Source organism: Pedobacter ghigonis, from assembly GCF_903166585.1.
GTDB lineage: Bacteria > Bacteroidota > Bacteroidia > Sphingobacteriales > Sphingobacteriaceae > Pedobacter > Pedobacter ghigonis.
This window is the reverse complement of sequence record NZ_CAESCM010000001.1, coordinates 208,527-232,471: the sequence shown is the minus strand read 5'-3', so window position 1 is coordinate 232,471 and position 23,945 is coordinate 208,527. Positions and strand designations below refer to the sequence as shown.

At 35.4% G+C, this 23,945-nt stretch carries 23 protein-coding genes; 2 read left to right on the top strand and 21 right to left on the bottom strand.

Going from position 1 to position 23,945, the window contains the following annotated elements; all coding sequences use genetic code 11:
- Positions 1-81: 81 nt before the first annotated feature.
- The 21 genes from HWV58_RS01045 to HWV58_RS00945 all read right to left on the bottom strand — a co-directional run bounded on the left by HWV58_RS01045 (position 82) and on the right by HWV58_RS00945 (position 22,303).
- Positions 82-1,014 carry a glycosyltransferase family 2 protein gene (locus HWV58_RS01045; RefSeq protein ID WP_175632277.1) on the bottom strand — a complete coding sequence of 311 codons (933 nt, stop codon included), beginning with the start codon at positions 1,012-1,014 and terminating at the stop codon, positions 82-84.
- On the bottom strand, positions 1,001-2,224 hold the full coding sequence (locus HWV58_RS01040) for a glycosyltransferase family 4 protein (protein ID WP_175632276.1): 1,224 nt from the start codon (positions 2,222-2,224) through the stop codon (positions 1,001-1,003). Before HWV58_RS01040 ends, HWV58_RS01045 begins: the two co-directional genes overlap by 14 nt.
- On the bottom strand, positions 2,224-3,144 hold the full coding sequence (locus HWV58_RS01035; RefSeq protein ID WP_262890315.1) for a glycosyltransferase: 921 nt from the start codon (positions 3,142-3,144) through the stop codon (positions 2,224-2,226). The genes HWV58_RS01040 and HWV58_RS01035 overlap by 1 nt, the downstream gene beginning before the upstream one ends.
- Positions 3,141-3,956 carry a glycosyltransferase family 2 protein gene (locus HWV58_RS01030; RefSeq protein WP_175632274.1) on the bottom strand — a complete coding sequence of 272 codons (816 nt, stop codon included), beginning with the start codon at positions 3,954-3,956 and terminating at the stop codon, positions 3,141-3,143. Before HWV58_RS01030 ends, HWV58_RS01035 begins: the two co-directional genes overlap by 4 nt.
- A gap of 6 nt (positions 3,957-3,962) precedes the next feature.
- A complete protein-coding gene (locus HWV58_RS01025) occupies positions 3,963-4,673 on the bottom strand; it encodes a class I SAM-dependent methyltransferase (RefSeq protein ID WP_175632273.1) in 711 nt (236 codons plus the stop codon).
- An 18-nt stretch (positions 4,674-4,691) separates the two neighbouring features.
- On the bottom strand, positions 4,692-5,609 hold the full coding sequence (locus tag HWV58_RS01020) for a glycosyltransferase family 2 protein (protein WP_217706926.1): 918 nt from the start codon (positions 5,607-5,609) through the stop codon (positions 4,692-4,694).
- 5 nt (positions 5,610-5,614) lie between these two features.
- Positions 5,615-6,349 (bottom strand): class I SAM-dependent methyltransferase, encoded by a 735-nt coding sequence (locus HWV58_RS01015; RefSeq protein WP_175632272.1) that lies wholly within the window; start codon positions 6,347-6,349, stop codon positions 5,615-5,617.
- 21 nt (positions 6,350-6,370) lie between these two features.
- Positions 6,371-7,543 carry a glycosyltransferase family protein gene (locus HWV58_RS01010; RefSeq protein WP_175632271.1) on the bottom strand — a complete coding sequence of 391 codons (1,173 nt, stop codon included), beginning with the start codon at positions 7,541-7,543 and terminating at the stop codon, positions 6,371-6,373.
- The gene (locus tag HWV58_RS01005) at positions 7,459-8,577 is read right to left on the bottom strand and encodes a glycosyltransferase WbsX family protein (protein ID WP_217706925.1); all 1,119 of its coding nucleotides are present in this window, start codon (positions 8,575-8,577) and stop codon (positions 7,459-7,461) included. Before HWV58_RS01005 ends, HWV58_RS01010 begins: the two co-directional genes overlap by 85 nt.
- Positions 8,562-9,461, bottom strand: a complete 900-nt coding sequence (locus tag HWV58_RS01000; protein WP_175632270.1) for a hypothetical protein — start codon at positions 9,459-9,461, stop codon at positions 8,562-8,564. The genes HWV58_RS01005 and HWV58_RS01000 overlap by 16 nt, the downstream gene beginning before the upstream one ends.
- Before the next feature lies 1 nt (position 9,462).
- On the bottom strand, positions 9,463-10,266 hold the full coding sequence (locus HWV58_RS00995) for a glycosyltransferase family 2 protein (protein ID WP_175632269.1): 804 nt from the start codon (positions 10,264-10,266) through the stop codon (positions 9,463-9,465).
- Positions 10,267-10,268: 2 nt separating this feature from the next.
- Positions 10,269-11,183, bottom strand: a complete 915-nt coding sequence (locus HWV58_RS00990; protein WP_175632268.1) for a glycosyltransferase family 2 protein — start codon at positions 11,181-11,183, stop codon at positions 10,269-10,271.
- Complete coding sequence (locus HWV58_RS00985; protein WP_175632267.1) at positions 11,180-12,043, bottom strand: FkbM family methyltransferase; 864 nt, start codon at positions 12,041-12,043, stop codon at positions 11,180-11,182. The genes HWV58_RS00990 and HWV58_RS00985 overlap by 4 nt, the downstream gene beginning before the upstream one ends.
- Complete coding sequence (locus HWV58_RS00980; protein ID WP_217706924.1) at positions 12,036-13,334, bottom strand: ABC transporter ATP-binding protein; 1,299 nt, start codon at positions 13,332-13,334, stop codon at positions 12,036-12,038. Before HWV58_RS00980 ends, HWV58_RS00985 begins: the two co-directional genes overlap by 8 nt.
- Before the next feature lie 9 nt (positions 13,335-13,343).
- On the bottom strand, positions 13,344-14,483 hold the full coding sequence (locus HWV58_RS00975) for an acyltransferase family protein (RefSeq protein WP_175632266.1): 1,140 nt from the start codon (positions 14,481-14,483) through the stop codon (positions 13,344-13,346).
- A gap of 47 nt (positions 14,484-14,530) precedes the next feature.
- Entirely contained in the window at positions 14,531-15,385 is an 855-nt protein-coding gene (locus HWV58_RS00970; protein ID WP_175632265.1) for an ABC transporter permease, read from the bottom strand.
- Positions 15,382-16,488 carry a glycosyltransferase family 4 protein gene (locus HWV58_RS00965; protein ID WP_175632264.1) on the bottom strand — a complete coding sequence of 369 codons (1,107 nt, stop codon included), beginning with the start codon at positions 16,486-16,488 and terminating at the stop codon, positions 15,382-15,384. Before HWV58_RS00965 ends, HWV58_RS00970 begins: the two co-directional genes overlap by 4 nt.
- Positions 16,481-18,337 (bottom strand): asparagine synthase (glutamine-hydrolyzing), encoded by a 1,857-nt coding sequence (asnB, locus tag HWV58_RS00960; RefSeq protein ID WP_175632263.1) that lies wholly within the window; start codon positions 18,335-18,337, stop codon positions 16,481-16,483. The genes HWV58_RS00965 and asnB overlap by 8 nt, the downstream gene beginning before the upstream one ends.
- Before the next feature lie 139 nt (positions 18,338-18,476).
- Positions 18,477-18,980: a UpxY family transcription antiterminator gene (locus HWV58_RS00955; RefSeq protein ID WP_175632262.1), complete on the bottom strand. Its 504-nt coding sequence runs from the start codon at positions 18,978-18,980 to the stop codon at positions 18,477-18,479.
- Positions 18,981-19,079: 99 nt separating this feature from the next.
- Positions 19,080-21,479, bottom strand: a complete 2,400-nt coding sequence (locus HWV58_RS00950; RefSeq protein WP_175632261.1) for a polysaccharide biosynthesis tyrosine autokinase — start codon at positions 21,477-21,479, stop codon at positions 19,080-19,082.
- Positions 21,479-22,303, bottom strand: a complete 825-nt coding sequence (locus tag HWV58_RS00945) for a polysaccharide biosynthesis/export family protein (protein WP_175632260.1) — start codon at positions 22,301-22,303, stop codon at positions 21,479-21,481. Before HWV58_RS00945 ends, HWV58_RS00950 begins: the two co-directional genes overlap by 1 nt.
- A gap of 296 nt (positions 22,304-22,599) precedes the next feature.
- Here HWV58_RS00945 and HWV58_RS00940 point away from each other — a divergent pair, with 296 nt between their 5' ends.
- Both HWV58_RS00940 and HWV58_RS00935 read left to right on the top strand, forming a co-directional pair.
- Positions 22,600-22,989 carry a hypothetical protein gene (locus HWV58_RS00940; RefSeq protein WP_175632259.1) on the top strand — a complete coding sequence of 130 codons (390 nt, stop codon included), beginning with the start codon at positions 22,600-22,602 and terminating at the stop codon, positions 22,987-22,989.
- Between the two features lie 210 nt (positions 22,990-23,199).
- Positions 23,200-23,637, top strand: coding sequence for a hypothetical protein (locus tag HWV58_RS00935; RefSeq protein ID WP_175632258.1), 438 nt, complete (start codon positions 23,200-23,202; stop codon positions 23,635-23,637).
- Positions 23,638-23,945: the final 308 nt, after the last annotated feature.

The following is a 23,945-nucleotide window of genomic DNA, read 5'->3' as shown; positions in this document are numbered from 1 at the left end:
CTCTTTAGTTTTTACAACTTATCATTTCTATCATATTTCTAAAAACAAGTATCACGATATATTTATCTCTTCGAAATACAATCACAACTTTTTTCTGAATGCCAACCTTAACTGCAGGATGCGAATACCTATTCTGAAGTCGGGAGGCATAAGGAATTTAAAAAATCTCCATAGATATGATGAACTTGCCGGAACTTTTACTTTACAAAATTCACTTAGTTCGAATGCTGATTTTGCTTCTTTGGTATTGCCTTGAAGAATTAGATAGCTTGCAGTCTTTTGTGCTTCAAGCCCTATTTGTAACAATATATCAGTGTCAAAAAAAATAAGCGAATATTCTTTTAAGAGTTGCAGCCTGGTTAGCCATGAGTTACTTTGATCTGAACTGATTGATTTAGGATGTCTCCATGAATAAGATAGAACTTCTTCAACAACATAAAATATAGCTTTTGATTGGGCTAATTTTACATGAAAATCGGCATCTTCCCAAACTCTTATTTTTGTATTAAATCCACCTGTTTCTATGAATTTAGTTCTTCTGTACAGGCCATTAATTCCTCCGATCGGATGAGCAATTGTATATTTTATTGGATTTATATTTATTTCACTATTGGTATAGTGCCAGTTTAAAATTGGTTTTTGGGTAGAGGCATCGTACCAGTCGACATTACAGAGCACCACATCTACATAATCGAAATTTGCTACAATTTTTGATGTTTTTGTTAAGTAGGCCGGATCTAATCCATCGTCAATATCATGAAAATGTAACCAACTGCAATTTGAAATTTCTGCAAGTCTGTTTCTGGCATATCCTGGTCCCATATTTTTGGTGCCTTTTATAACCTGATAACCTTTATTAACTAAAATTTCAAATGTTCTGTCGCTGCTGGCATCATCGTAAAATATTGTTTCATCAAAGGTGAGTTCGAGTTTATTTATATTTTCCAGGAAATTTTCAATGTGATTTTCAGCATTATAACAAGGAACAAGTAAGGCGAACTTATTTTTTAACATTTACTAAGAGCGTTTTAAATTTTGATTGCAATTTCCTAAAAAGAGAGGGTTCTCTGTTTCCAATTAAAATTTCATCGATATTCGCTTTAGGCAAGTTAATTTTTTGTGATAAAATATTTTCTCTCCTGTGGTCTGTATGTATTTCATGAAATAGATTTTCCCATTTTATTGCTACTTTTTCTATTCCGAAATTATTTTCTACGCTCTCTTTGGCATTATTTGATAATTGTTGCCATGCCTCAGGGTTCTCTAACAGATATTTTATTTTTTCAGAAAATTCCGCTTTGTTTTCAACCAGAAAACCGGAATAATTATTAATAATTACTTCACTAAGTCCACTTTCAGTCCGTTTGCAAACCGGAACTACTCCTGCAGCCATTGCCTCCATTATCGATACTGGTAGTCCTTCATAATCAGACATTAACATAATTGCCTGGGCATTAGTTATATCTTCATGTATTTTTGTGTTTTCAACAAGGCCCATTAACTGTATTCTTTCTGGGAATTTTGCTTTCCTGATAATGGATTTCACCATATCCAGCTCTGGCCCAGAACCATATATAAAAGCTTCAATCTCCGCAAAATTTTCGGTTATGGCGCTAAGGGTTTCCGCAACTAATTTTATGTTTTTTTGTTCAGATGTTAACCTTCCGATATAAAAAACCTTAAAAGAATTTTTATTGTAAGATGCTTTTTTGGTAAAAAGCGGGGTGCCGCATGCTATCTGTTTTATAACCAGGTTTGAAGCATTTGGTAACAACATTTCATAAAGTTTTGACGATACAGCTACGCATGCGGTAAAACTTTCGGAATTTCTGTTTAAAAATGAATTTACCAAAGCTTGATATTCCGCATTGTCGTTGTGTAAAACGCCAATAGTCGGAATGCCTGATAATTTAATGTATCTGGCAGCATACCAGGCCTGTAAGATATGATTGGCTACAAATATGTCCGGTTGCAGTGTATTAATTTTCTCTGTAATCCATTTGACCTCCCTTTCTAAATAGCTTTTACCTGTTATTCTATGACAAGCTATACCTTTTTCTTTCAATAAAGGAATTGTAGCACATTCGCTTTCTGCTGACCAGGAATAGTAAATAACATCAATCTCGTGTCCCCGATGTTGCAATAAGGGCAGTAGATTTAGTAACCAGGTATTTATACCATTTATAGCATGTTTTTCATCATAAGTGCAGAAAACTATCTTCATCAGATAAAGCGAAAGACTTTTTTGATTAGTGCCTTATAAAACATCACCTTATATTTAAGTTGAAAGGGTGGAAGCAGAAAAGCTTCAGGACTACTTTTCATTAGCTTGGCTTTGCCAAGCCATTCCTCAATAATCCAGAAATGCTTGCTGCGGTTAATATTGATTTTGAATCTGTCCTTAAGATATAATATTACTTTAAAATATTCCTTAACCCTTGATACTTCATCCTTAATTGATTTAATAGAGCGGGTTGTATTGGCATGGACTCTAAAATAGTTTAATTTTCTATGATCATAGCATATATTTCCAAACTGTAAAATTGAAGCCCATATCATCCAGTCACCTGCAAAACGAAAGTTTTCAAATAAAGAAGGAGGGATTTTCAAAAATGCTTCTTTTTTAAAAATTACAGCACTGGCGTTTACGATTATATTTTTATAAACAAGATACTCTTTAATCTCTGATATACCATCGTTAATATAATCCGAGTCCCATCTGCTTAAATCTAAATCCTGTCTCCAGTCTTTAAAATCTAGTAAGCTATTATTTTCATCTACAATATGACTGTGACAGTAAGCCAAAGCATTATTTTGATTACTATTAATCAGCTTTTCAAGTGATTCTAAAAACGAGGGTTCACAGTAGTCGTCACTTTCAGCTATCCAGATAATATCTCCATGGGCGGCAGCTATACCCTTTTGCCACTGTTTAAAAGTACTTCCGCTATTGGTTTCATTATAAATAATCTTACTTATCCTTTGATCTTTTCTATATGTTTCGATTAAGCTAACACTTTCATCACTCGAATTATCATCTAATATAATTATCTCATAATTATCATAAGTCTGATTGAGAATAGAATCAATTCGAGTTTTCAAAAAAAAATGGTGGTTATAATTCGGGATAATTATTGAAATCATACCAGAAATGCACTACCTCTAAATAGCTTTTTAACAAATGTAACAAAATACTTTATGCTGGTTCTTAGATAATTCTGCTGGTCGTTATCATGAAATTTTTTATAAACCTGTAATTCTCTGATATAGCCGAGAAGCGGAATCCGATGTTTTAATAAAATATACTCATGATTTTTTACCGCTTTTTGATAGGATACATTTGAAATCATCGATTCCTTTTTAATTCTGTAACCGAATAATTCTTCATCGATAAATTTAAATTTTTTTTGTTTTAAAAAGCAGTTTATCCAAAATTCCCAATCCTCATTGCCATTGTAAGGCATAGTTTCGTCATAACCTCCCACTTCTTCCCAAACTGATTTTCTAAATATGGCACAAGCATCTATATAGTTATTGTACAGAAGTTCTACACCATCAAAAGCCTGTGTTTTGAACTTTCTTTCAGCTATATCTTCGCCAAAAAAGAATGGCTTAGAATAAACGATAGCATAATTTTCTTTGTCAAGGCAATCTATAGCTGTCAATAAATACTTTTCGGTGATTATATTGTCTGCATCAAGTGTTAATATGTATTTGCCTTTGGCAGCTGCTATGCCCCGATTTCTGCTAAAACCCAAACCGTGATTTTCTTGTGAGATGATATTTAGATTTTTAAAAGAAAACTCGGTTAGAATCTTTAACGTTTCTAAATCTGTTGAGCCATCATTAACAATAATAATCTCTTTTTCCTGAATTGAGCAAGACATCACACTGTTTACCGCATCAATTAAAAAAGGGCCGTCATTATAACAAGGTATAATAATTGAAAGAAGCATGATCTGTTACTTTATGGCTACAATAACATAATTCATCGTATTCGAATCATCTCTATATATATTATCTAAATAAAGGAAAAATCTGTTTACCGTTTTTATCCCACCTATTGATTTATATAAAGTTCTGATTATCTTTCCTTTTATCCCTTTTATACTGTTTATCTGTGGGTGTAATGCGTGCAAAAACGATTGCCCGACAACTGACCATTTACCTCCATTTGAGAATACCTTTACAACTTTAAAACCAGCTTTTTCCAGAATGTAAACCAAACCATGTTTTGTAAACCTAAAAAAATCGTAAGGTTCTTCATGTAATGGCCAGTACATAGGTCCACTTAAAATAAAATGACCGTCTTTTACCAGTAGCCGGTAGGCTTCATTTACTAAACCCTGATGATCTTCAACATGCTCAATTGTTTGGGTAGAAATAATTGTATCAAAAGTTCCATCCTCAAGAGGAATTTGGTTTGCATGACAAATAATATCAACTAACTCTTCACTCGATTGAATAATGTCGCATCCTTTATAATCGGTTATATATTGCTCAAGAATATTTTTATATGGCTTATTACCACATCCGATATCAAATAATCTCCCTTTAGCATACAGCTTAAATGCTTCAAACAAATCTTCATGATATGGCTTATAGTGTAAATACCATATATGATTTACATTTATATCAGTTGTTTTTAAGCGCTCTAAATTTGTTTCTCTCAATTTTTTTTGATTAATATTTTAACGAAAAAATTTACTTAAAATCTTTTGAGTGTAATAAATAATATTCCAATTTTTGACCACTCCATGAGCATCTGGATTACATATCAAGTTATGATCTTTTTGCCAGTTATTTCCCATTTCCTCGTTGTGTGTTTTAGCTTCCGGATGAATATTTGCTACAGAAAGCGGCAGCTTAATACGTTTACGGTTTTTGCCTTTCACTAATCTTAACCACAGCTCATAATCTAACGAACAAACTAATTCTTCCCAGACTGGTTGGTGGATTTTTGAACTCCAGAAACATGAAGGTTGTTGCAATGATGGTATTCTTAAAAGAAAATCAAACAGAGGTGGCGTTTTTTTTAATTCCATTTTATTGCATTGTCCATCAAAGCTATAGGAGTATCCGTATATAAAACTTGTTTTTGTTTGAATAAATTTAGATAATACTTTAAAAAAAGAGCCTTCAAGATAGTAGTCATCGCTATTTATCCACGCATAATAATCTCCTGAAGCCAAGCTGAATCCTTTATTTATTGCCTGCCCTTGTCCTTCGTCCTTAACACTTTCATAAAAACTAATCCATGGCGAATATTTTTGAAGTATTTCTAGTGTACTATCAGTGCTTCCACCATCAATGATGATATACTCAAGATTTGGATAATTTTGAAGTAATATAGATCGGATTGTCTCCTCAATAAAATTTGCCTGATTATAGGATGGGGTTACGATAGTTAGTTTTGGCCAGTTTTCGCGTTTATCGTATAATTTGGTTTCTACCTGAATATTCCAGGGCCAACCCGTTTTTGAAGCAACATTAGGCAATTCTTCTAGCAAACCCTTTTGACAGACACTTATTTTTTTAAGCGGCAAGACGGTGCCATTATTTACATACCCCGTTTTATATTGTTCAAGTTTTGGTAAATTTATGCCCAATTTGACTAAATTTTAGGTTTTTGTGCTATGACAACATAATTCATAGTGTTGGTATCATCATATACTTTACTGTCTATATAACTAAACAAGCGGTTAATGTTTTGGACCGTTTTAAAAGTTTTTGCAATAAACTTAATAACTACTCCTTTTTTCCCTTTTATGTTAAAAATTGTTGGGTATACTGCATGGATTAATGCCTGGCCAGCAACCGCCCATTTACCGCCATTTGATTTTATTTCAACAATTTCAAATCCAGCTTTTTCCAACAAAAATTTGAAACCATGTTTGGTAAAGCGAAAGAAATCGTAGGGCTCTTCATGCAATGGCCAGTACATCGGTCCGCTAATGATAAAATTACCACCAGGTACCAACAGTCTGTAGGCCTCGGTGATCAGCCCAAAATGGTCTTCAACATGCTCTATGGTTTGCGTACTGATTACGGTATCGAAAGAGTTGTCCTGTAGTGGAATGTTATTAGCAGCACAAATAACATCAACATTTTCGCTGTCAGATTGAATGATATCGCATCCAACATAGGTTGTTACTTTTTTTGAAAGAAATTCAATGTAGGGTTTATTGCCGCATCCAATATCTAATAATGTACCTGATGCGAAATCATTGAAGGCATTAAATAAGACCTTATGAAAGAATTTGTAATGCAGATACAATGAATGGTTAATGTCTATTTCTAAATTTTCCTGATTGAGGCGGGCGAGTTTATCTTTACGTTGATTTTGCATCAGGATTTGATATATGGAATATTAATGATTGAGTTTTGCAAAGTGATCTATAAAGCTATTTTCTTCGTTAACTGGATTTTTTGGTATTATGAATTCATCTTCAAAGCCATTTAGTAATAAAGGAAGCTCTTCTTTTGTATTATAAACAGTTAATCCGCTTGTGTTAAAATATGATCTTCCAGCAGATATATTGGCAATTACAGGTAAGCCAGCAATTAACAACTCAGTGATTCTGGTTAAAGCACCCGATGTTGGCTCCTGGTGAATAACAGCACAATCACAGGAGGTAATAAGGGAAGCCAGTTCTAATGGAGTTAATGAACCCAAAACTGTAATATTTGTTTCTGCCAAACTCAAAATGCTCTTCAACTGTTCAGACCCAAATCCGGCAATATTGATGCTGATATTTTTAATTTTAGATAAATACGATATTATATCTATATAACCATTGAGTGTCGGACTGTTGAAAAAAGTACCTAGAAGTAAAACATTTATTTTGCTGTTTTTTGTCTTTGCCCTGGCTTCCCTTCTATTTCGAATGGCAAAGTAATACTCAAAACATTCTTTTGTAGGGAAGTATGGTAAATAACTTGAATTTATTCCATTAACAGATAGGAGCCAGTTTTCTTCCCTTGATATCGTAAATGTCTGATTTGCAAAAGAAAAGGCATGTAGTTCTTTTTTTAGCCAATCTAATCTGCTTTCTAATTGTAAGGCATGATTACCATTTGCCAGCGATTCTAGATTATGGGGGAGGGCAATAAATGGAACTCCATGCTTTTTTAATAGCTCGGCAAGTATGAGATTATAATCTATGTTCGATTCCCAGATAAAATAATCAGGTTTACAATTTTTTATAAATTCGTTAAACTTTAATATATATCGGCCGGTAATGTATTTCTCCCTGTTACTGGTTTTAATCTTGTTTTCGGAAAAACCTTTTAACAAAGATTTTAAGTCTTTTTCAGGACGTTCGTAATTATTAAAATCAACCTCTGTAAAATTAATACCTGCTTTTTTTAACAAGTCGTTAATCTGGGCAGTTCTTTTATTCCCTCCATGTCCAAAAGCGTCTGCTTTAAAGTGCGAATGTTTATAAATTCCGCCCATTAGCTTTGAACCTCTTCTTTCAAAATTTCCAGAAAGCTGCGACCAAATCGCTGATCGGGTTCCAGGTGATTCCCTTCCGCCCATTCATTCCATGACTTTATAAAAATAATTTTTTTTTCTTCAGAATTAAATTTAACCTGCTCAACGGCATCCTTTAAATGAAGCCTGAAAAAATCCGGATTTGAGTTTTTTAATATAAGAGAATTGAAACCCGAACGTGGAGAGTTATCCCAGTTTGGAATAACGCAAGGATATGATGGAAAACAAGACGTTTTATTGGAGATTAATTTTTTTATGGCTTTACCATAGTCAAATACCTGAATAGGTTTTTTTATCATTCTATGGTAGTAGTAAATTACTCCACTCTTAAAGAGCAAGCTTCTTATTTTTCTATAAAAGTAACCCCTGCTGAAAAACATTAAAGAATTCAACTTCCCAAGCTGATTTAAACAAGCAGCATCGCAACCATGATCAAGCGGGTTCCATCTCTCATCTGCAGTGTTTGCAATGATATAAAGCCCGTCAAATCCGTTTTTAACGGCGAGCTCTCTAAACTTATCAGTAAATTTTTTAATATCAGGTATCTTCTCAGGAGAATAGAGATAAAAAAGCGGTTTCATATCCACTGTAATATATCTTGGATCTTTAAATGCTGGCAGTAAATAGTTAAAATGATTTATAATATCCTCATCCCCTGGATAGGTTTGCTCTATTAAAATTTTCGAAGGATTACCATGCCATATGCCTGACCAGCTTTCATTGGCCCAACCCAGACAGAAGGGGTAATTTGGTTTCCCAGAACTTAAAACTTCCTGAAAAGGACGCTCTAAAATTTTTTTACCATTACCAAACCAATAATGCCAATAGCAGAATCCTTCGATGCCATATTCCTTAGCCATTTTCGCTTGTTCTTCTCTAACTTCGGGAACCCGCAAATCGTAAAATCCTAAATCGGCAGGTAAATGAGGCTGATAATGATTCTGGAATAAAGGTTTCGCTTTTGTTACATTTGTCCATTCAGTGAAACCTTTGCCCCACCATTCATCATTTTCAGGTGTTGGATGGTACTGCGGAAGGTAAAATGCAATAGCCCGTACTTTATTTATACCTTTTCCCATTTCAGGTCTTTAACTAAATCTAAAAATTCTTTTCTCGCCCACTTTACAAATGGAATATCTTCGTATGTCTTAGTATCATATGCCGGGAAAAACTCAGTTCCAACATCATTTCTCAAAAAGAAAGCATTAAAACCATATTTTTCGACACCAATTAATCTGTAACCTTTGCGCTCCGCCAAGCGAATAAAAGCTTTCAGGGATGCACCACTGTATATACCGAAACCATTCACAAATTTTGTACTGAAATTATCAGCATATGGAACTGTTAATGAATCTTCTTTCCCTAAAATACATTGTATTTCAGCAACAACTACACGCGGTCTGATTGTTTCTATAGCTTCCCATATCCAATAATCAACACCGTCCAGATCTATAGAGAGTAGGTCAACTTCACCACTTATCTCATTTTCTTTAAACAGGTTATTAATATTGCCACGGGTGACCCATGCATGTACAAATTTAGGAGGTAGGGTAAATGTGTTAGGATGAGATTTATAAAATGAAGTTCCCTTATTAATTGCTTCAAGATTTGCATCAAACAAAAAAGCATTCCATCCATGATTAATGATCAGATTTGCAGCATTACATTCTATTCCATCTGATGCACATATTTCAACTACTGTTTTATTTGTTGTACCAATTACAGAGAATATAAATAATAAAATTCCATCCTCATCATTTTGCGAATATTTTCTAAAACCAACTTCTTCGAACGTATAGTTTTTGATTTCTTCTTTACTTAATTTTTTGTACTGATTTTTGATGATTAACTGTGAAGTTTGTTCGCCTGACGAAATTTTTTCTACTCTATTAAATTCACCGCTTAAGCGTTGGTATAACCTGTTAATTACCTTGTCAATAATTTTATTTAAAAGACGCTTCATTTTAAGTTTTAAATAAATTAAACAGCTTTTTTAAAAACAATTTTAGCCTATTATTTGTATTTTCAGCTGCAACTGGTCTATGTAATCCATGTTTTATGTTTACTTTACTAAAATTCTCATCCAGAAGAAATTGATTCCTCATCATACTTGCGTCACGCAATCGAATTAAAGTTCTGGTATTTTCATCACTGCAATGATGGAAAATATAACCATTTGCTACACATCTTAAATGGAAATCCCAATCCTCCAGGGCAGATAAATTTTCATCGAAATTTCCTATATCTTCAAAAATTTCACTTGTATAGAGTGGTGCTGAAATAACAAAAGGATTTCTTACCCTCAATAATTCACTTTGGGCGGCAGCTCCATCTGATGCATTTAATTCAATGTGTGCAATGAAATTATTTCTTCCTAGAATCTTCAATTCAGAGTATCCATCCTCAAAATAGCGCATGCTAGCATAGAGGATGGTTTTTTGCTTCTTAAATGTTTGGTATATTGATAACTGTACTTCGATTTTGTTTTTTTCTATCAAGTCATCAGCATCCAGTAATTGTATGTACTTGCCTGTAGCTATTTTTAAACCTAAATTCCTTGCAGATGAGAGCCCGCTGTTCTTTTGGTATATATGCTTAAATCTGGGATCTTTTAATTCGAATTTCCCGGCAATAAATGCTGTATCGTCTGTAGAACCATCATTAATAATAAGACACTCCCAATCTGAATAAGATTGATTCACCACGCTTGATAAACACTCTTCTAAGTATCTACCATCATTAAAACAGGGAACAATTATGGTAACCATCTTCACTTTAAGGCGTAATAAATTATTTTTTTGTGGACTTTAAATGTAATGGCGTTTAAAAACAGAAAAGAGGCTAATTGAAGCATAGCATTATCTTTGTTTTGCTTTTTTAGTATTTTAATAAAAGATAAATAATCCTTAAAGTTTTCAAGTTGATCTAATTTTCTTTTATACCACAATTTTAGATAGACCGAAAAAAGTTCTTCTGTATTATAAATTGGGTTCTTATCCAAGCCATATATCACTTCAATACAATCATCAACAGCAATCCTGTCATTGCTGGTAGCGGATTTATCATGAGCTCTGTAAATTGCCAGAGGTATGGATATTGAAGTGAATTTGAAATCCAATAACAATAATTTTAACCACATTTCGTAATCTTCAGCGATACCACGATTGCTAAACATTCCTGCCTTTTCTAGCGCTTGTTTTTTTATTAATGTGGTTAGTAATGGTATCCTATTATACTCTAAAAAATGTTCAAGTGCTGGTCTTCCAGAGTAATTGGCATTTTTTACATCGAACCTTATTTCGTGTTTTACGATAGACTGATCACCATGTGAGATAAACGCATCAGAAAATAGTAAATCGCAATCATGATTATTAAACTCATTCAGTGACACTTCAAGTCTGTTGGGGAGCCATAAGTCGTCTGCATCTAAAAAGGCTATAAGTTCTCCTTTAGCATATAAAACCCCTGTGTTTCTAGCTATCCCTTGTTTGCTGTTGTTTTGAAAAATATACTTTATTCTTTTTTCGCTTTTTCCCTGCCTATTAATTATTTCTTTTGTTTGATCAATAGATCCGTCATCAACAATAATCAATTCCCATTCGGTATGAGTTTGATTGATTACACTTTTAATTGATTCTTCAATAAATGCTTCGGCATTATAGGCTATCATGATTACTGAAATCATGTTTCCGCAGTTTTTCTACTGGCATAAAGCATGCCTGTAGTAGGTGAGTTTTTATGATAAAAGCAATTAAAATCCTTGAAAAAGCTTAAGTCAGTTAAAAATGAAATATCGTGCCATTCCAAAATTAATAAATCAATTGAGTTAATAATTCCTTTGCTTACCAGGTTGGATATGATCTCGGTTTCAGCACCTTCACAATCCATTTTTACGAAAACTTTCAAACGGGGATTTGATTGTATAATCTCATCTATAATTACACTAGCTTCTTTTATTTGTACTTCTACAGTTTCTAAATTTGCACTCGCATTTTTCTTATATGTAGAGAGTTCATTCTTTCCTATGCTTCCTTTAAAAGTTTCTGAATAGGTAAAATATTCTTTTTTGTCCTCATTCCCCAGCCCGAAGTTATGTGTTATAATACTGGTGTTGTTATTAAGTTTTAAGTTACGAAGACATTTATTGTAGGTTGCATAAACTGGCTCAAATGCATAAATTTTTTTAATTTGAGGGATGGAATTAAAGTATAAAGAAGATATTCCAATGTTTAAACCGATGTCTATCAGTAGATAATTATCACCGCTGAAAAAACCGTAAACCAGTTCGCTGTAAACTTCATTAATGATAAATAAATCTTCTTCTGTCTCAACATAAATATTAATATCTCCTACAGTGACGATTAACTCGTCATCAATGATTTCAAATTTGGCATTTAATTCGTTCTCTAACTGAGACACTAGTATGGATGCCGATTTTAATAAAAGATCAGCTTTTCCCTGGGTAATCTCCTTATCAGTTGTTGCTTTAGAAAAGTAATTATTTGTTAAAAGACCAATTGTTTTTTTTAACCTTTTACTATTCATGCTTAATAATTTTAATCTTATGATCTGAAAAATTATTTGAACCCCAGTTAATGCTGTTCCAGTTTGTCGATCTTTTAGAAGCGTGTACTGTTTTTTTGGTAACCTCTAGGATTAGTGCATCTGATAGGACATGGCAATCTTTTATTGGTTCGTCTTCATTTCCTGTACCAATTGAAAAGTCGAAAAGATAGATGCCATTGGCTAAATTATGGCTGTTTAGCTGTAACTCGAGCGCTAAAGTTTTTCCTTTATCAAGGTTAATTATGTTTTCACTGAACATCAATCCTACAGATTTATTATCTGCAGTCTTAATCATCAATCCAATCCTATGGTTGCGGATTTCTCTATTTGCAGTTACCAAGAATTTGAAAACTAAAGATTCATCAGTAGCCAGGTTAGTATAATCGTTGTTTAATATGCTAACTTCTTTAATAAAAGCATCAAGCTGTTCTATTTCTGTGGTTATTTTAACGGTGCAAGAATCTTTAAATTCGTTCCTTACACTTTTATTATATTGGCTAAACCCTTCCGTTACATTTCCATTAAAAGTCATCTTCCCATTTTCCAAGAGAAGCACATCATTACATAATTGGTTGATAGCCCCCATGTTGTGACTTACAAATAATACCGTTCTTCCCTCTCCTTTACTAACTTCTCCCATTTTTCCCAGGCATTTTTTTTGGAACTCGGCATCTCCAACAGCCAAAACCTCATCTACAATTAAGATTTCAGATTCGAGATGTGCAGCTACAGCAAAGGCTAACCGTACATACATGCCGGATGAATACCGCTTAACTGGGGTGTCTATATAGCGTTCTATTCCAGCAAAATCAATGATTTCTGCCAATTTACGCTGAATTTCTTTTTTACGCATACCCAGGATTGTACCATTAAGAAAGATATTTTCACGGCCAGATAGCTCTGGATGGAAGCCAGTGCCAACTTCAAGTAAACTAGCTATTCTACCTTTGCCTGAAATCCTACCGGTGGTTGGTGCGGTAATTTTACTCAATATTTTAAGTAAGGTACTTTTACCTGCACCATTTCTGCCGATGATACCCACGGCACTGCCCTGCTCAATTTCAAAACTAATATCTTTCAGGCTCCAAACAATGTTGGTCTCACTTTTGGTATACTGATCATTACCCTCGCCAATTGTTAAAAATGGATCTTCTTTGCCACGCACCCTAGCGTACCATCGTTCCACATCCCGGCCAATTGTGCCAGTACCAATTTGACCTAGCTGATAAGCTTTGCTAAGATTTTCTACTTTGATGGCTATATTATGCACCTCATTAGATTATTGATTTATCAATTTTACTTTTAATTTAAGCATATATCTTTCAAAAAAATAATAGGATATAAAAGCAGCCGTAACGGCTCCAATAATATTGAAAGGAAACCCAAATATGCTTATGCGATTGTTATAAAAACCGGTTGGCATAATAAAGAGTTGCTGCCAGATATAAAGGCTGTATGAAATTATTCCAAGCTTGAGCATCAAAGGATGATTGAGAATTGAATAAAGCCTTGACTTTTCTATTATCAATGTTTTAATGATTAATACACATATGCAGAAGTTGCAAATGAGATTAGTATTGGCATAAAATATAAAGCGGAGGTATCCACTATGCATGCTAAACATCGACATAGTAATTATCAATATTAAACAAGCAGTTAGGCCATTAATTGTCCAGATTTTTTGCTTGCTGTTAAAAAAGCCTTTGAACGAAAGTATTGCAAGTAGCGCACCTGAAAATATTGAATCAGCTGAGTCAATAAATGGTCCTAGCAAAATTTCATGATAAGCTGGGAAATAATACCAAATAACTTTCATTATTGGAACTACCAAAATAAAAGTTAAGCAAAATATCCAAAGATTTTTTCCAAAAAAAACGAAGGTGAATGGCCAGATAATATAAAACTGTTCTTCAACAGCCAACGACCAACTATGTCCAGTTAACCAGGTAGGTTGAAAAAAACTAAAATTATTAATATAAAGCAATGGCCCTAAAAAGTGGTCACTTATCAATCCCAAATTTAAGAAGTGGTTTAAGATGGCAATTACAATTAAATAAAGGTAAAATACAGGGAAAATTCTTAAAACTCTTTTTATGAAGAAAATTTTGAAATTGATCTTCTGATTAGCAATCATTTCTTTCATTAAGAGCGTAGTAATCAGGAATCCACTTAGAACAAAAAATAATTTCACACCAAGATCTGCATAAATAAAGATGTTACAAATTCTATAATAAAGTGAAGTGTCTGATACAGTGAATTTGCTATGTCCTAAAACTACTAATATAATTGCCACGGCCCGCCAGCCATCTAAAGAAGGGAAATATGCTTTTTTGAGAAAATCTGGAACAACATTGCTGCTATTGAGTCGTGTATAAACTGTTTTAATTTTTTTGTTAAATGTGAGAAAGGCTTTTTGCAATATTAAAAATGTTTAAAAGAGATTGTTTTTGGTTACTTAATTAAAAATTACACCGTATCCACAAAATCCCGTTCCACTTTGTTAAAAATCACAATCCCAAAAAGGAGCAGGGCAACGGTAACCACTGCAGCGTAACCAAAACCTCCCCAGCTAAAACTGCCTTCACCTAAAAAACCATATCGAAAGGTTTCCAGGATAGGGGTCATTGGGTTGTATTCAATAATCCATGCATATTCAGGATATTTAGTTAAAGCCTCTGACAAAGGGTATATAACCGTTGTTGCATACATCAGCAGCTGCACGCCAAAGGTAACCAGAAACGTAAGATCACGGTATTTAGTCGTCATAGCGGAGATAATCATGCCCGCACCTAAACCCAGCAAGGCCATCATTAAAACGACTACGGGGAAAAGGCCAATAGCCCAGGTAACCTCAAAAGATGCATTTGTTACATAATAATAAAGCATCAGGATGAGGAACAATAACATTTGTACACCAAATCGTACCAAATTGCTCACCACAATACTCAAAGGCATAATTAATCGGGGAAAATAAACCTTTCCAAAAATCCCGGCATTATCCCTGAAGACAGTTGAGGTTTTAGTTAAACAATCAGAAAAATAATTCCAGGCAGTAATCCCAGCCATATAAAACAAAGGCTTGGGTAAACCGTCTGTAGAAATACCAGCCAGGTTACCGAATATAAAGGTGAAAATGATGGTCGTAAACAAAGGCTGGATGAAGAACCAAAGTGGCCCTAATATGGTTTGTTTATAAAAAGAAACAAAATCGCGGCGAACCAGTAACCATAATAAATCCCGATAGGCCCAAACCTCATTTAATTTAAGATCGAATAAGGAGCTTTTAGCTTCTATGGTCCAGTACTGCTCGTGCTCGTTCATGAAATAGATAATAATTCCTGCATTTTATGGAGGTAACTGCTGAAAGCAAAGCGATTTAGGGTTTTCTGTTGTTGTAAGACTCGTGAAGCGGGCAATTTCAATGCTTCCAAAATAGCTGTATGTAGTTGCTCCTGGTCAGTTGGATCAATCAAGATACCCAATTCACCATTCAACAGCGCATCTTTGCTGCCATCTTGGTTGCCGGCAATAACTGTACATCCACATGCGGCGGCCTCAATAAAGCTGATCCCGAAACCTTCTGCTTTACTGGGCATCACGAAAATATCGGCCAGCAGATAGTGATCGGTAATTTCCGTATCAGCAATAAATCCGGTTAAAGTAACCCGGTGCTGTAAGCCGTATTGCTCAATTAGGTGCTCAACTCGCTTTTGTTCAGGTAAATCTGCTTTCCCACTGAGTATGTAGTGAACTTCATCTGGTAAATACTTTAGTGCAGCCAATACCTGGTCATAGCCTTTATATTGTTCCTGAATGGAGAGTCTGGTTAATGTAAATAATATTTTTTGATCAGTATGTAAACCATACCGTTCCAGCAGCCCAACAGGTTTATTAAAACTTTGAGGCACTTGGAAAAATGGGTCGAGACAGTTATTTAAAATACTAATTTGACCAGGTGCAATATCATGTTGTTGCAGGATACTTTCGGCAGTGTATTTACTTACCGCCCAGATTTCTGTTTTTTGTCGTAAAAATCTCTTTTTCCATTTATTTAATGGTTTCCAGAATTCAATGCCATGCGCAAAAAGTATAATTCTTGTTCTTGGCTTTAACTTTTTAATCAGCCAGCCAAATATCAGGAGGTTAATGTGGCTAAGGATAACAATGTCTGTTTTCAGGCCTTCGCGGATGGCTTTCCGTCCAAAACCCATACGATTGCCGCTAAAACCAGAAAAATGTCCGACCTCGGAATATTGCCTATCAGCATTTCCATCATACATACTCAGGCAGTGGTACTGACCAATCGAACCACTATTTTTTAATTCATGTAATACTTTGGTCAACGATCTGCATACCTTTTCAATCCCACCGGTTAACCCGAAAGTATATAAGGATAAAAATAAGATTCGCTGATCTTTAAGCATTTTTACTGCTATTTTGTACCTGATCGAGATCTGTCCAGCTCTTTAACTTATCATTTCCCCAAGACTCCAACTGATATAATGCAAGCGCTTTAGACCAATGTAGCTCTCCCCGCAAAAACGCAGCTTTCAGGTCGATTACTTTAGGACTTGCAGCTTTTAGGGCTTTCAAGAAAAAATCATTGGTCTGCAACCAGGTTTGAAAAGGGAAAGTAAATCCCATTTTTTTTCTCTTCCAGATGGCTTCAGGTAAGATTTCCTTAAATGCATCGATAAGAAAACCCTTTGGTTTTGATTGTTGATATCTGATAACAGATGAAGTATAATCGAGTAGTTGAATTAAATCCTGATCCAGAAAGGGAACACGCACTTCTATCCCATGTTGCATGCTCATCGCATCAATATCCTTCAGCAACTGATTTTGCAGATAAAGGTTGAACTCCAGCCAACCAGCTTCCTGCTCAACGGTTAAATATTCTGGAGGAGCAGATATCAACATGGATTGAAGTATCTTATCAACCTGGCCGGTTTCTAAATTTAATATCGATGCAATTTCGGAAGGGGAATATATTCCACGCAAGAACAGATATTTACCCGCAGTATTTTTGTAACTGAGATAGTAGATACGTTTTAATGAGCTTGGTTTAAAATGAATTGCTTTTTTGAGAATAAAACGTGGAAGCTTAGATAAAAGCCTTACCATTTTCATTCTTTTGAAAGAAGGGTAACCTCCAAACAGTTCATCGCCTCCTATACCTGATAAAACAGCTTTTAAGCCCTTTTGCTTGGCGAAATAGCTCACAAACCAGGAATTAACTCCATCCGTAGTAGGTTGATCCATTGCTGCTAATGCATCCGGCAAGTGCTTTTCAAAGGTATTCTTGTCGATCAGATACTCCGAATGCTCGCATTGCGCCTGTCTTGCGATTTGATCCTGATAAACTTGTTCTGAAAACTGCTGTTCAGAAAAATTGATAGATAAGGTTTTCAAATGTTTGCCAGGTTGCTGACTTTCAGCTGCCAGCAGCGTTAACAGGCTTGAGTCAATTCCGCCGCTTAAAAAAACACCAATTGGCGCATCCGAAATCAGGTGGCGGTTTACTGCATTTTTTAGTGTTTTATTGAGGGCGGTTTCTGCAAGCTTTTGATCTTTAGCATATGCTTTTAAATCAGTTCTGTGATAAGAAGTGAAGGCAGCTTGCTGAACTTGATGATCCCAGGTCAAATAAGTGCCTTTAGGTAGCATTTTTACTTGAGCAAATGTTGTATAAGGTTCAGGAAGGTGGCCAAAAGCTAAAAAGTAAACTTTCCATTCAGGAAGTTCTGTTAACGGTAAAGCGGTTTGACTGAAAGCCTTTACTTCCGATGAAAATAACAGTCTGCCTGGCTCATGGTAGTAGTAAAGTGGTTTAATCCCCGAAGGATCACGTACCAGAAAAGTTTTAGCTTCCAGCTGATCGTACAAAGCAAACGCGAACATGCCATTCAAGCGACTAAAGCTGGCTATTCCCCAATGTTGGTAAGCAGCCAGAATCACTTCTGTATCGCTCTGCGAAACAAATTCAAAGCCAGCTTCAACTAATTCAGTCTTCAGTTCCAAAAAATTATAAATCTCACCGTTAAAGGTGATGACTAAATGCCTGTTATGGTACAACATTGGCTGTTGTCCGGTAGGAGAGAGGTCGATCAGCGCTAGTCGCCTATGCCCAAATACCAGTCCATTTTCCTCATCCGCATAAAAACCCTCACCATCCGGGCCACCGTGCGCCATTAAATTGCACATGGCTTTCGCCTCTTGTTGAAGTTCTTCAACAGGTCTGTTCAAATCGATAATTCCCGCAATGCGGCACATAGGGTGAGGGAGAATAATTATTTTTGGTATAGGCTGGGCACAGCTTCGCCCTTTCAGTCACATTTTCTTTTAAAAAAAGACTGATAATCTATTTTGGATCATCAAGCAAATAGTAATTACCCTGCATTGATGTTGAACTCTAAATAGGTTCAATAAATGCAAAAGAGGTGTTAATCTCTATTGCATAACCCATATTTTGTAAGCGTAAAATAATACGCTGTTTATTTTGTACCGATACCAGTTCGGCCATAATACCTTTAAATGGTCCCGCTTTGATCAATACGCGTTCACCAGGTTTAATGTCAAACTCCAACACTTGAAGGTCTGCGTCAGTGGCCAGCAGAAGCTTGAGGTCGGTAATCTGCTGTTCGGGTATAGTTGCAATATCGCCTGAAAAATAAATGAACCTGGCTATCCCATTCGTCATTAAAACTTCAGCGTACTCCTTGCCCGAAATATACACAAACAAATAAGACTTAATCAAAGGCTCTTCCACAATTTTTTTGCGGTCGCTCCATTGCTTTATTGCTTTTCTTAGCGGAAGATAGGCCTGTATACCTTTTCTCTCTAGCTCATTATAAGCTTTTTTCTCTGCTCTCGAACGGGTATAAACCGGATACCACCTGTAACTTTGATCAATCATTAAATTAAGCAATTCCGAAAATTAAACCTCTCGCGCATCTTTTTCTATCTCGCTTTTATGTTTACAGTTAGACCAATTTAAACAATTCACTGACTAACCTCATTTCTTTTTCCAAAACATCCACCATTTGCGGTTCTCATCGTCATAATAACCTGACCCGGAATATCCTGAGTAGTCTGAATAGTAGTAAGTACTGTTTCCACCTCCACGGCTGTAATCGGTGGTATAGTAATTGGAATATAGGGCATCATCGCCGAAAGCATTTAATACGATCGCCAGATTGTTCAATCCATACTCTCTGGATAAACGTTCAGGTATATTGGCCGCGCGCTGTTTGGAAACACCAGACCTAATTACAAAAAGGTTAACATCCGAATTTCTGATCAGGGGGATGGCATCAGAAACTAAGCCCACCGGGGCAGTATCAACCAACACGTAATCGTAGTTTTTTTCTAGCTCCCTCAACAGGTTTTGCATCGTTTCCGTATGTAACAGTTCAGAAGGATTAGGTGGGACAGGCCCCGAAGGAATAAAGTCCATTTGGTGTACCTCATCATGAACAAGGACATCCTGAAGTTGGTGTTGCCCTGAAAGTAAGGAGCTTAAACCTTTTTTATTGTCGACGCCAAAAGCTTTGTGTAAACGTGATCTGCGTAAATCGGCTGCGATCAGAATTACTTTTTTCTCAATCAAGGCCATGGTACCAGCAAGATTGATGGTAACAAATGATTTTCCTTCACCAGAGATTTCGGAGGTGATACAAATTACCTTACTCTGTTTATGGCTAGCTAAAAAGCTTAAATTAGTACGTACCGAACGCACTGATTCTGCAAAAACTGATTTTGGCTTGGCAATTGATAAGGCTTGCCGGTTATCTTGATCGATATAATCAGGGAATTTCCGGATTACGCCAATGATGGGGGTTTTGGTTAATCCTTCAACAGCTTCCTTATCGTATATGTAGGGATTTAGAAAACGAACCAATAAGATCAAGCCCATGCCTGCACCCAAGCCAACCAAAAATGAAAACGTATAAGTTTTATTAGAATCTGCAGAAATTGAATAGTAGGACGGGTAAGCTTGATTAACAATGGCAGCTCCAGCAACTGTAGCTGCAGCATTCATTTCTGCTTCTAATTTTTTTTCTGATAAATAAGACCGTACCTTATTATTTACTTCAAAATTAGTACTCAGTTTAATGAAATTCTGCTCTTTAACTGGAATGGTACTGATGCTTCTATTTACGCCCGAAATCTGCTGATCGATATATTTTAAAGTCTGTTCATTCCTTTCGCGCATTAGCCGGATGTTATTTTTGATGCCTATCTTTACATTGGCAATCTGTTGCTCTACCTGTTTAACAGGTTGTGAATCAGAGGTGAATTGACTCAGTTTAATTTCCCTGTTGGCAAGTAGGGTATTTAACTGGGCAACCAGTGTGCCCAAACCTCCGTTTAATTCTCCTTCTAAATCTAGTCCGATTTCCACTTTCGAACGGTTATTGTTTACCTGATCTTCCAGTTGTTTAATACCCAGTAGCTTAATGTTTAGCTCGGTTTTTTGTTTTTCAAAGTCAGCTAATTTTCCAACAGTCATGCTGCTTGCTGAGTTGATATCTACGATTTTGTTTTGTGTTTTATAATTGGCAAGACTATTACCCGATTTGCCGGCCTCGGTATTGATGAATCCAAGTTGATTATCTATAAACTCAACTGTTTGTTTAGCTGAACGCTGACGTTGAATAAGATCATAGCGAACATATTCTTTCATAATGGCATTGAGCATATCGGCGGCAAATACGGGGTTGCCATCAGTTAAACTTAAGCTCATCACATTTGTAAACCTGGCTGCTTCGGCGACATTTACTCCCATTGCACGGCCAATAAAATCTTCTTTAGTATTAAATTTAAAACTATAATTGCCATTTGGAATTTCTGACCTGATGCGGAACTGCATATTACCCAAATTTAAAAGCTCACCATATCTGTGGGTAGTTAATTTTGCTTTGCCATTATTCGGATCTCCAATTTTAAACGTGTTTTTGTCAACGGCTTCAACATTGTAGATGCCTTTGCTGAAATTCATCGAATCCTGTTTAATAATCTCTACTTGGAAAGGAATGGCAGGGTAGAGCTCGGTTGTTCTGATCCTCCCTTTAAGATAATAGGATATTTTGTAATCCAGGTTACTAATGGCATTCAGTACCACATCATTACTCCTGATTACAAAGCTCTCTGCCTGTATTTTATCCGTGTAGTTATACACCTGAGTGGGCATCTGCATACTCGTACTAGCACTTGGATTACTATCTTGTAACTTAAGGGAAGCGAAGGTTTGATAAACCGGGATAGTGTATAGTACTTTAATCTTCGCAATAATTAGTGCTATTGCGATACAACCAGCAATCCAATACCATCTACTCCAGAAAACTCTGAATATTTTGTAAAAATCAATCTGTTGGCTAACCGCTTTTGCCTCCAGGTTCTGTTCCTTTTCCATTAGCGTGTTAAAGCAAATATTAATGTTGCAAGGTTAATTACAACAAGTAATGGTTGTACAATATTATTAAAACTCTGCAGGCGTTCACTTAATGCCTGCCCTTTAGTTTGTTGAAGAACAATGATATCATTGTTTTGAAGAATTAGTTTTTTGCTTGCCAAACTATTAATATCGTTCAGGTTGACATAAATAATTTCCGGGTGGCTACGGTCGCCCCTGATAATTTTCAGTGTCTTAGGGTCTGCTATCTTGGATATCCCACCTGCTTCGCCAATAATCTCAATAAGATCAGTATTCTCTTTTTCGAGGTAAAAATTTCCCTGTCTGCCAAATTCTCCCAAAAGGGTAACCTTTAGATTAACCACAGTCAGCTCGATAATGGGGTCTTTCAGAAGTTTACTTTTATAAATATCCTGTATTTTATTCCTGGCTTCTCTTCTAGTCAAACCGGCAACTTCTACATGGCCTATTGCCGGTAAATTAACTGTTCCATCAGGTTCAACCGGATAAGCAAGTACGTTTTGAGCAGATCCACTCTGGCCGCCAGAGCTTGAATTTGAAATACCACCTATTGAGCTATTTGTTGCGCCGAATTCTGGATTTTGAACATTTCTAACGGCCAGTTGGTCGTTTATTTTGATTTTATAATAGATATCACCTAAACCCTGATCATTTATTACATAAACCTGCTTGATGGTATCGGTGACGATATCGCTTGGCGCATTAAATAAACTATGTTGTTTACGGATAGAGCAGCTTGATAGGCTAAGAAAAAGGAAAATTAAACTGAACAGTACGGTGGAGATGAAATTAAAACGGGCCATAATCTTTAAAGATAACTGTATGCAATTAAACTTCCATATATCTAATACAAAAATACGCTTTCTATCCGCTTAAAAAAACATAGCTCATTATAATCCAATCGATATTTAGCTGTTATCGAATCCATGCTCGAATAGGATAATGGGGTTATTAATGTTTATTTGATTTTGAATGATTTGATATTCAGTTTGATGTGAAGTGTGTGATTAGTGCATTAAGCAAAATTATGACGTTGATAATTGTCAATATCTGTTTGAATTGTATTCTTAATAATACGTTTTTAAGTTATTTTTGGTAAATGAAAATACTGCTCAAAATCGTTGTTATTACATTGATACTGTCTATTTTTTATAATTCATTATTAAAAGCTCAGGTTCTCCGGGGATGCCGCAAAGGTGGTGTGATTTATACATCAAGCTTTAATTTCTTTGGCACACTATTGTGGAGCGGCGGAGTAAGTGAAACCTGTCCAGCAAGTGCATCGAGTGCTACTCAATATGCCGGGTTTATCAGTAATGCTTCTCCTTCCAGTTCTTGTGTAATTGGATTCTTTGTGGATACAGGAACACTGGTAAACTATTCAATTTACAACTGTCCATTAGATAATTACATCTGGACGTTAATTGTTGTGTTAGGAGGAATGGGTTTTTTATACCTTCGCAAGCACACGATAGTTGTCAAATTTTAGAAAGTTAATTGCAGGTACGCTAAATATTTTAATCTTTAATTTGTTACTCGTCTACAAAAAAAATGCTGAATACAGCATTTAATTAATGACTTAAGCAACGTACTTATTTCTAACTACATAAATTCAATATTTTGTATGATTAACTGTATTTATTGGTGTTCTTAGCTGGGCGTATTACCTTTGCATAAGAAATCCCTATTTGTAGTTCCTATGAAATTTTTTATTTATTCTGCATTTTCGCTGATATTGGTTTTTTCTGCTAATCTACTTAAAGCGCAAGGAACTTATACCGGGTGCCTCTTGAGTAGTACAAAGGTTTTGTATAGAAGTGAATATTTGGCTACGGGATATTTTTCTTCAAAATCAGGAGTTACGCCCTTATCAAACAGTTACTGTTTTTGGAATCAAACTGCATCAAACCCTATAAGCTGCACTGTTTGTACTGGTCCAAATAGTGTAACCTATAATACTACTACCGGTGCGTTTATTAGTTGTGATACTCCAGTAGTTGGAATTCGAGGAACTTTCTCCATGGTGTATTGCCCCTTAGATAATAATTTGACAGTTTTATTACTCCTAAGTGCTATTGCTGGTTTCCTTTTCATCAGACAAACTAAATTTATTGAACTTGTTCAAAAAGCAGTTTAAACAAGGGTACTTTTTGTAGCGCTGAATTTTCTTTATGATAAATGTCAATGTTTGACCGATAGCACTTTAGTGCCTTCACTTCTTTTTACACCCCCTGCAGTATCCTAACTGCTTTTATGTGATATTCATTCGTTTTTCGAAGGTCATCGTTTTATCACATTCATTTTATTCATTGTTTCGGATGTTCATTTTTATATAATTTTGTAATATTAATCGTACGATAATTGGGCTTCATAGTTTCTTTTTTTTGGTTTAAAAACTCCAATTAGTAAGTGTGTCATTATAAAAATAAATCATCATCTAAAATC

Coding starts and splice junctions, on each gene's coding strand:
- HWV58_RS01000 (WP_175632270.1), bottom strand. CDS start 9,461: ATGAAGCGTCTTTTAAATAAAATTATTGACAAGGTAATTAACAGGTTA.
- asnB (WP_175632263.1), bottom strand. CDS start 18,337: ATGTGCCGCATTGCGGGAATTATCGATTTGAACAGACCTGTTGAAGAA.
- HWV58_RS00970 (WP_175632265.1), bottom strand. CDS start 15,385: ATGAACGAGCACGAGCAGTACTGGACCATAGAAGCTAAAAGCTCCTTA.
- HWV58_RS01030 (WP_175632274.1), bottom strand. CDS start 3,956: ATGCTTCTTTCAATTATTATACCTTGTTATAATGACGGCCCTTTTTTA.
- HWV58_RS00990 (WP_175632268.1), bottom strand. CDS start 11,183: ATGATTTCAGTAATCATGATAGCCTATAATGCCGAAGCATTTATTGAA.
- HWV58_RS01015 (WP_175632272.1), bottom strand. CDS start 6,349: ATGCAAAATCAACGTAAAGATAAACTCGCCCGCCTCAATCAGGAAAAT.
- HWV58_RS00985 (WP_175632267.1), bottom strand. CDS start 12,043: ATGAATAGTAAAAGGTTAAAAAAAACAATTGGTCTTTTAACAAATAAT.
- HWV58_RS00950 (WP_175632261.1), bottom strand. CDS start 21,479: ATGGAAAAGGAACAGAACCTGGAGGCAAAAGCGGTTAGCCAACAGATT.
- HWV58_RS01035 (WP_262890315.1), bottom strand. CDS start 3,144: ATGATTTCAATAATTATCCCGAATTATAACCACCATTTTTTTTTGAAA.
- HWV58_RS00955 (WP_175632262.1), bottom strand. CDS start 18,980: ATGATTGATCAAAGTTACAGGTGGTATCCGGTTTATACCCGTTCGAGA.
- HWV58_RS00995 (WP_175632269.1), bottom strand. CDS start 10,266: ATGGTTACCATAATTGTTCCCTGTTTTAATGATGGTAGATACTTAGAA.
- HWV58_RS00945 (WP_175632260.1), bottom strand. CDS start 22,303: ATGGCCCGTTTTAATTTCATCTCCACCGTACTGTTCAGTTTAATTTTC.
- HWV58_RS00940 (WP_175632259.1), top strand. CDS start 22,600: ATGAAAATACTGCTCAAAATCGTTGTTATTACATTGATACTGTCTATT.
- HWV58_RS01045 (WP_175632277.1), bottom strand. CDS start 1,014: ATGTTAAAAAATAAGTTCGCCTTACTTGTTCCTTGTTATAATGCTGAA.
- HWV58_RS00935 (WP_175632258.1), top strand. CDS start 23,200: ATGAAATTTTTTATTTATTCTGCATTTTCGCTGATATTGGTTTTTTCT.
- HWV58_RS00965 (WP_175632264.1), bottom strand. CDS start 16,488: ATGCTTAAAGATCAGCGAATCTTATTTTTATCCTTATATACTTTCGGG.
- HWV58_RS01005 (WP_217706925.1), bottom strand. CDS start 8,577: ATGGGAAAAGGTATAAATAAAGTACGGGCTATTGCATTTTACCTTCCG.
- HWV58_RS01010 (WP_175632271.1), bottom strand. CDS start 7,543: ATGGGCGGAAGGGAATCACCTGGAACCCGATCAGCGATTTGGTCGCAG.
- HWV58_RS01040 (WP_175632276.1), bottom strand. CDS start 2,224: ATGAAGATAGTTTTCTGCACTTATGATGAAAAACATGCTATAAATGGT.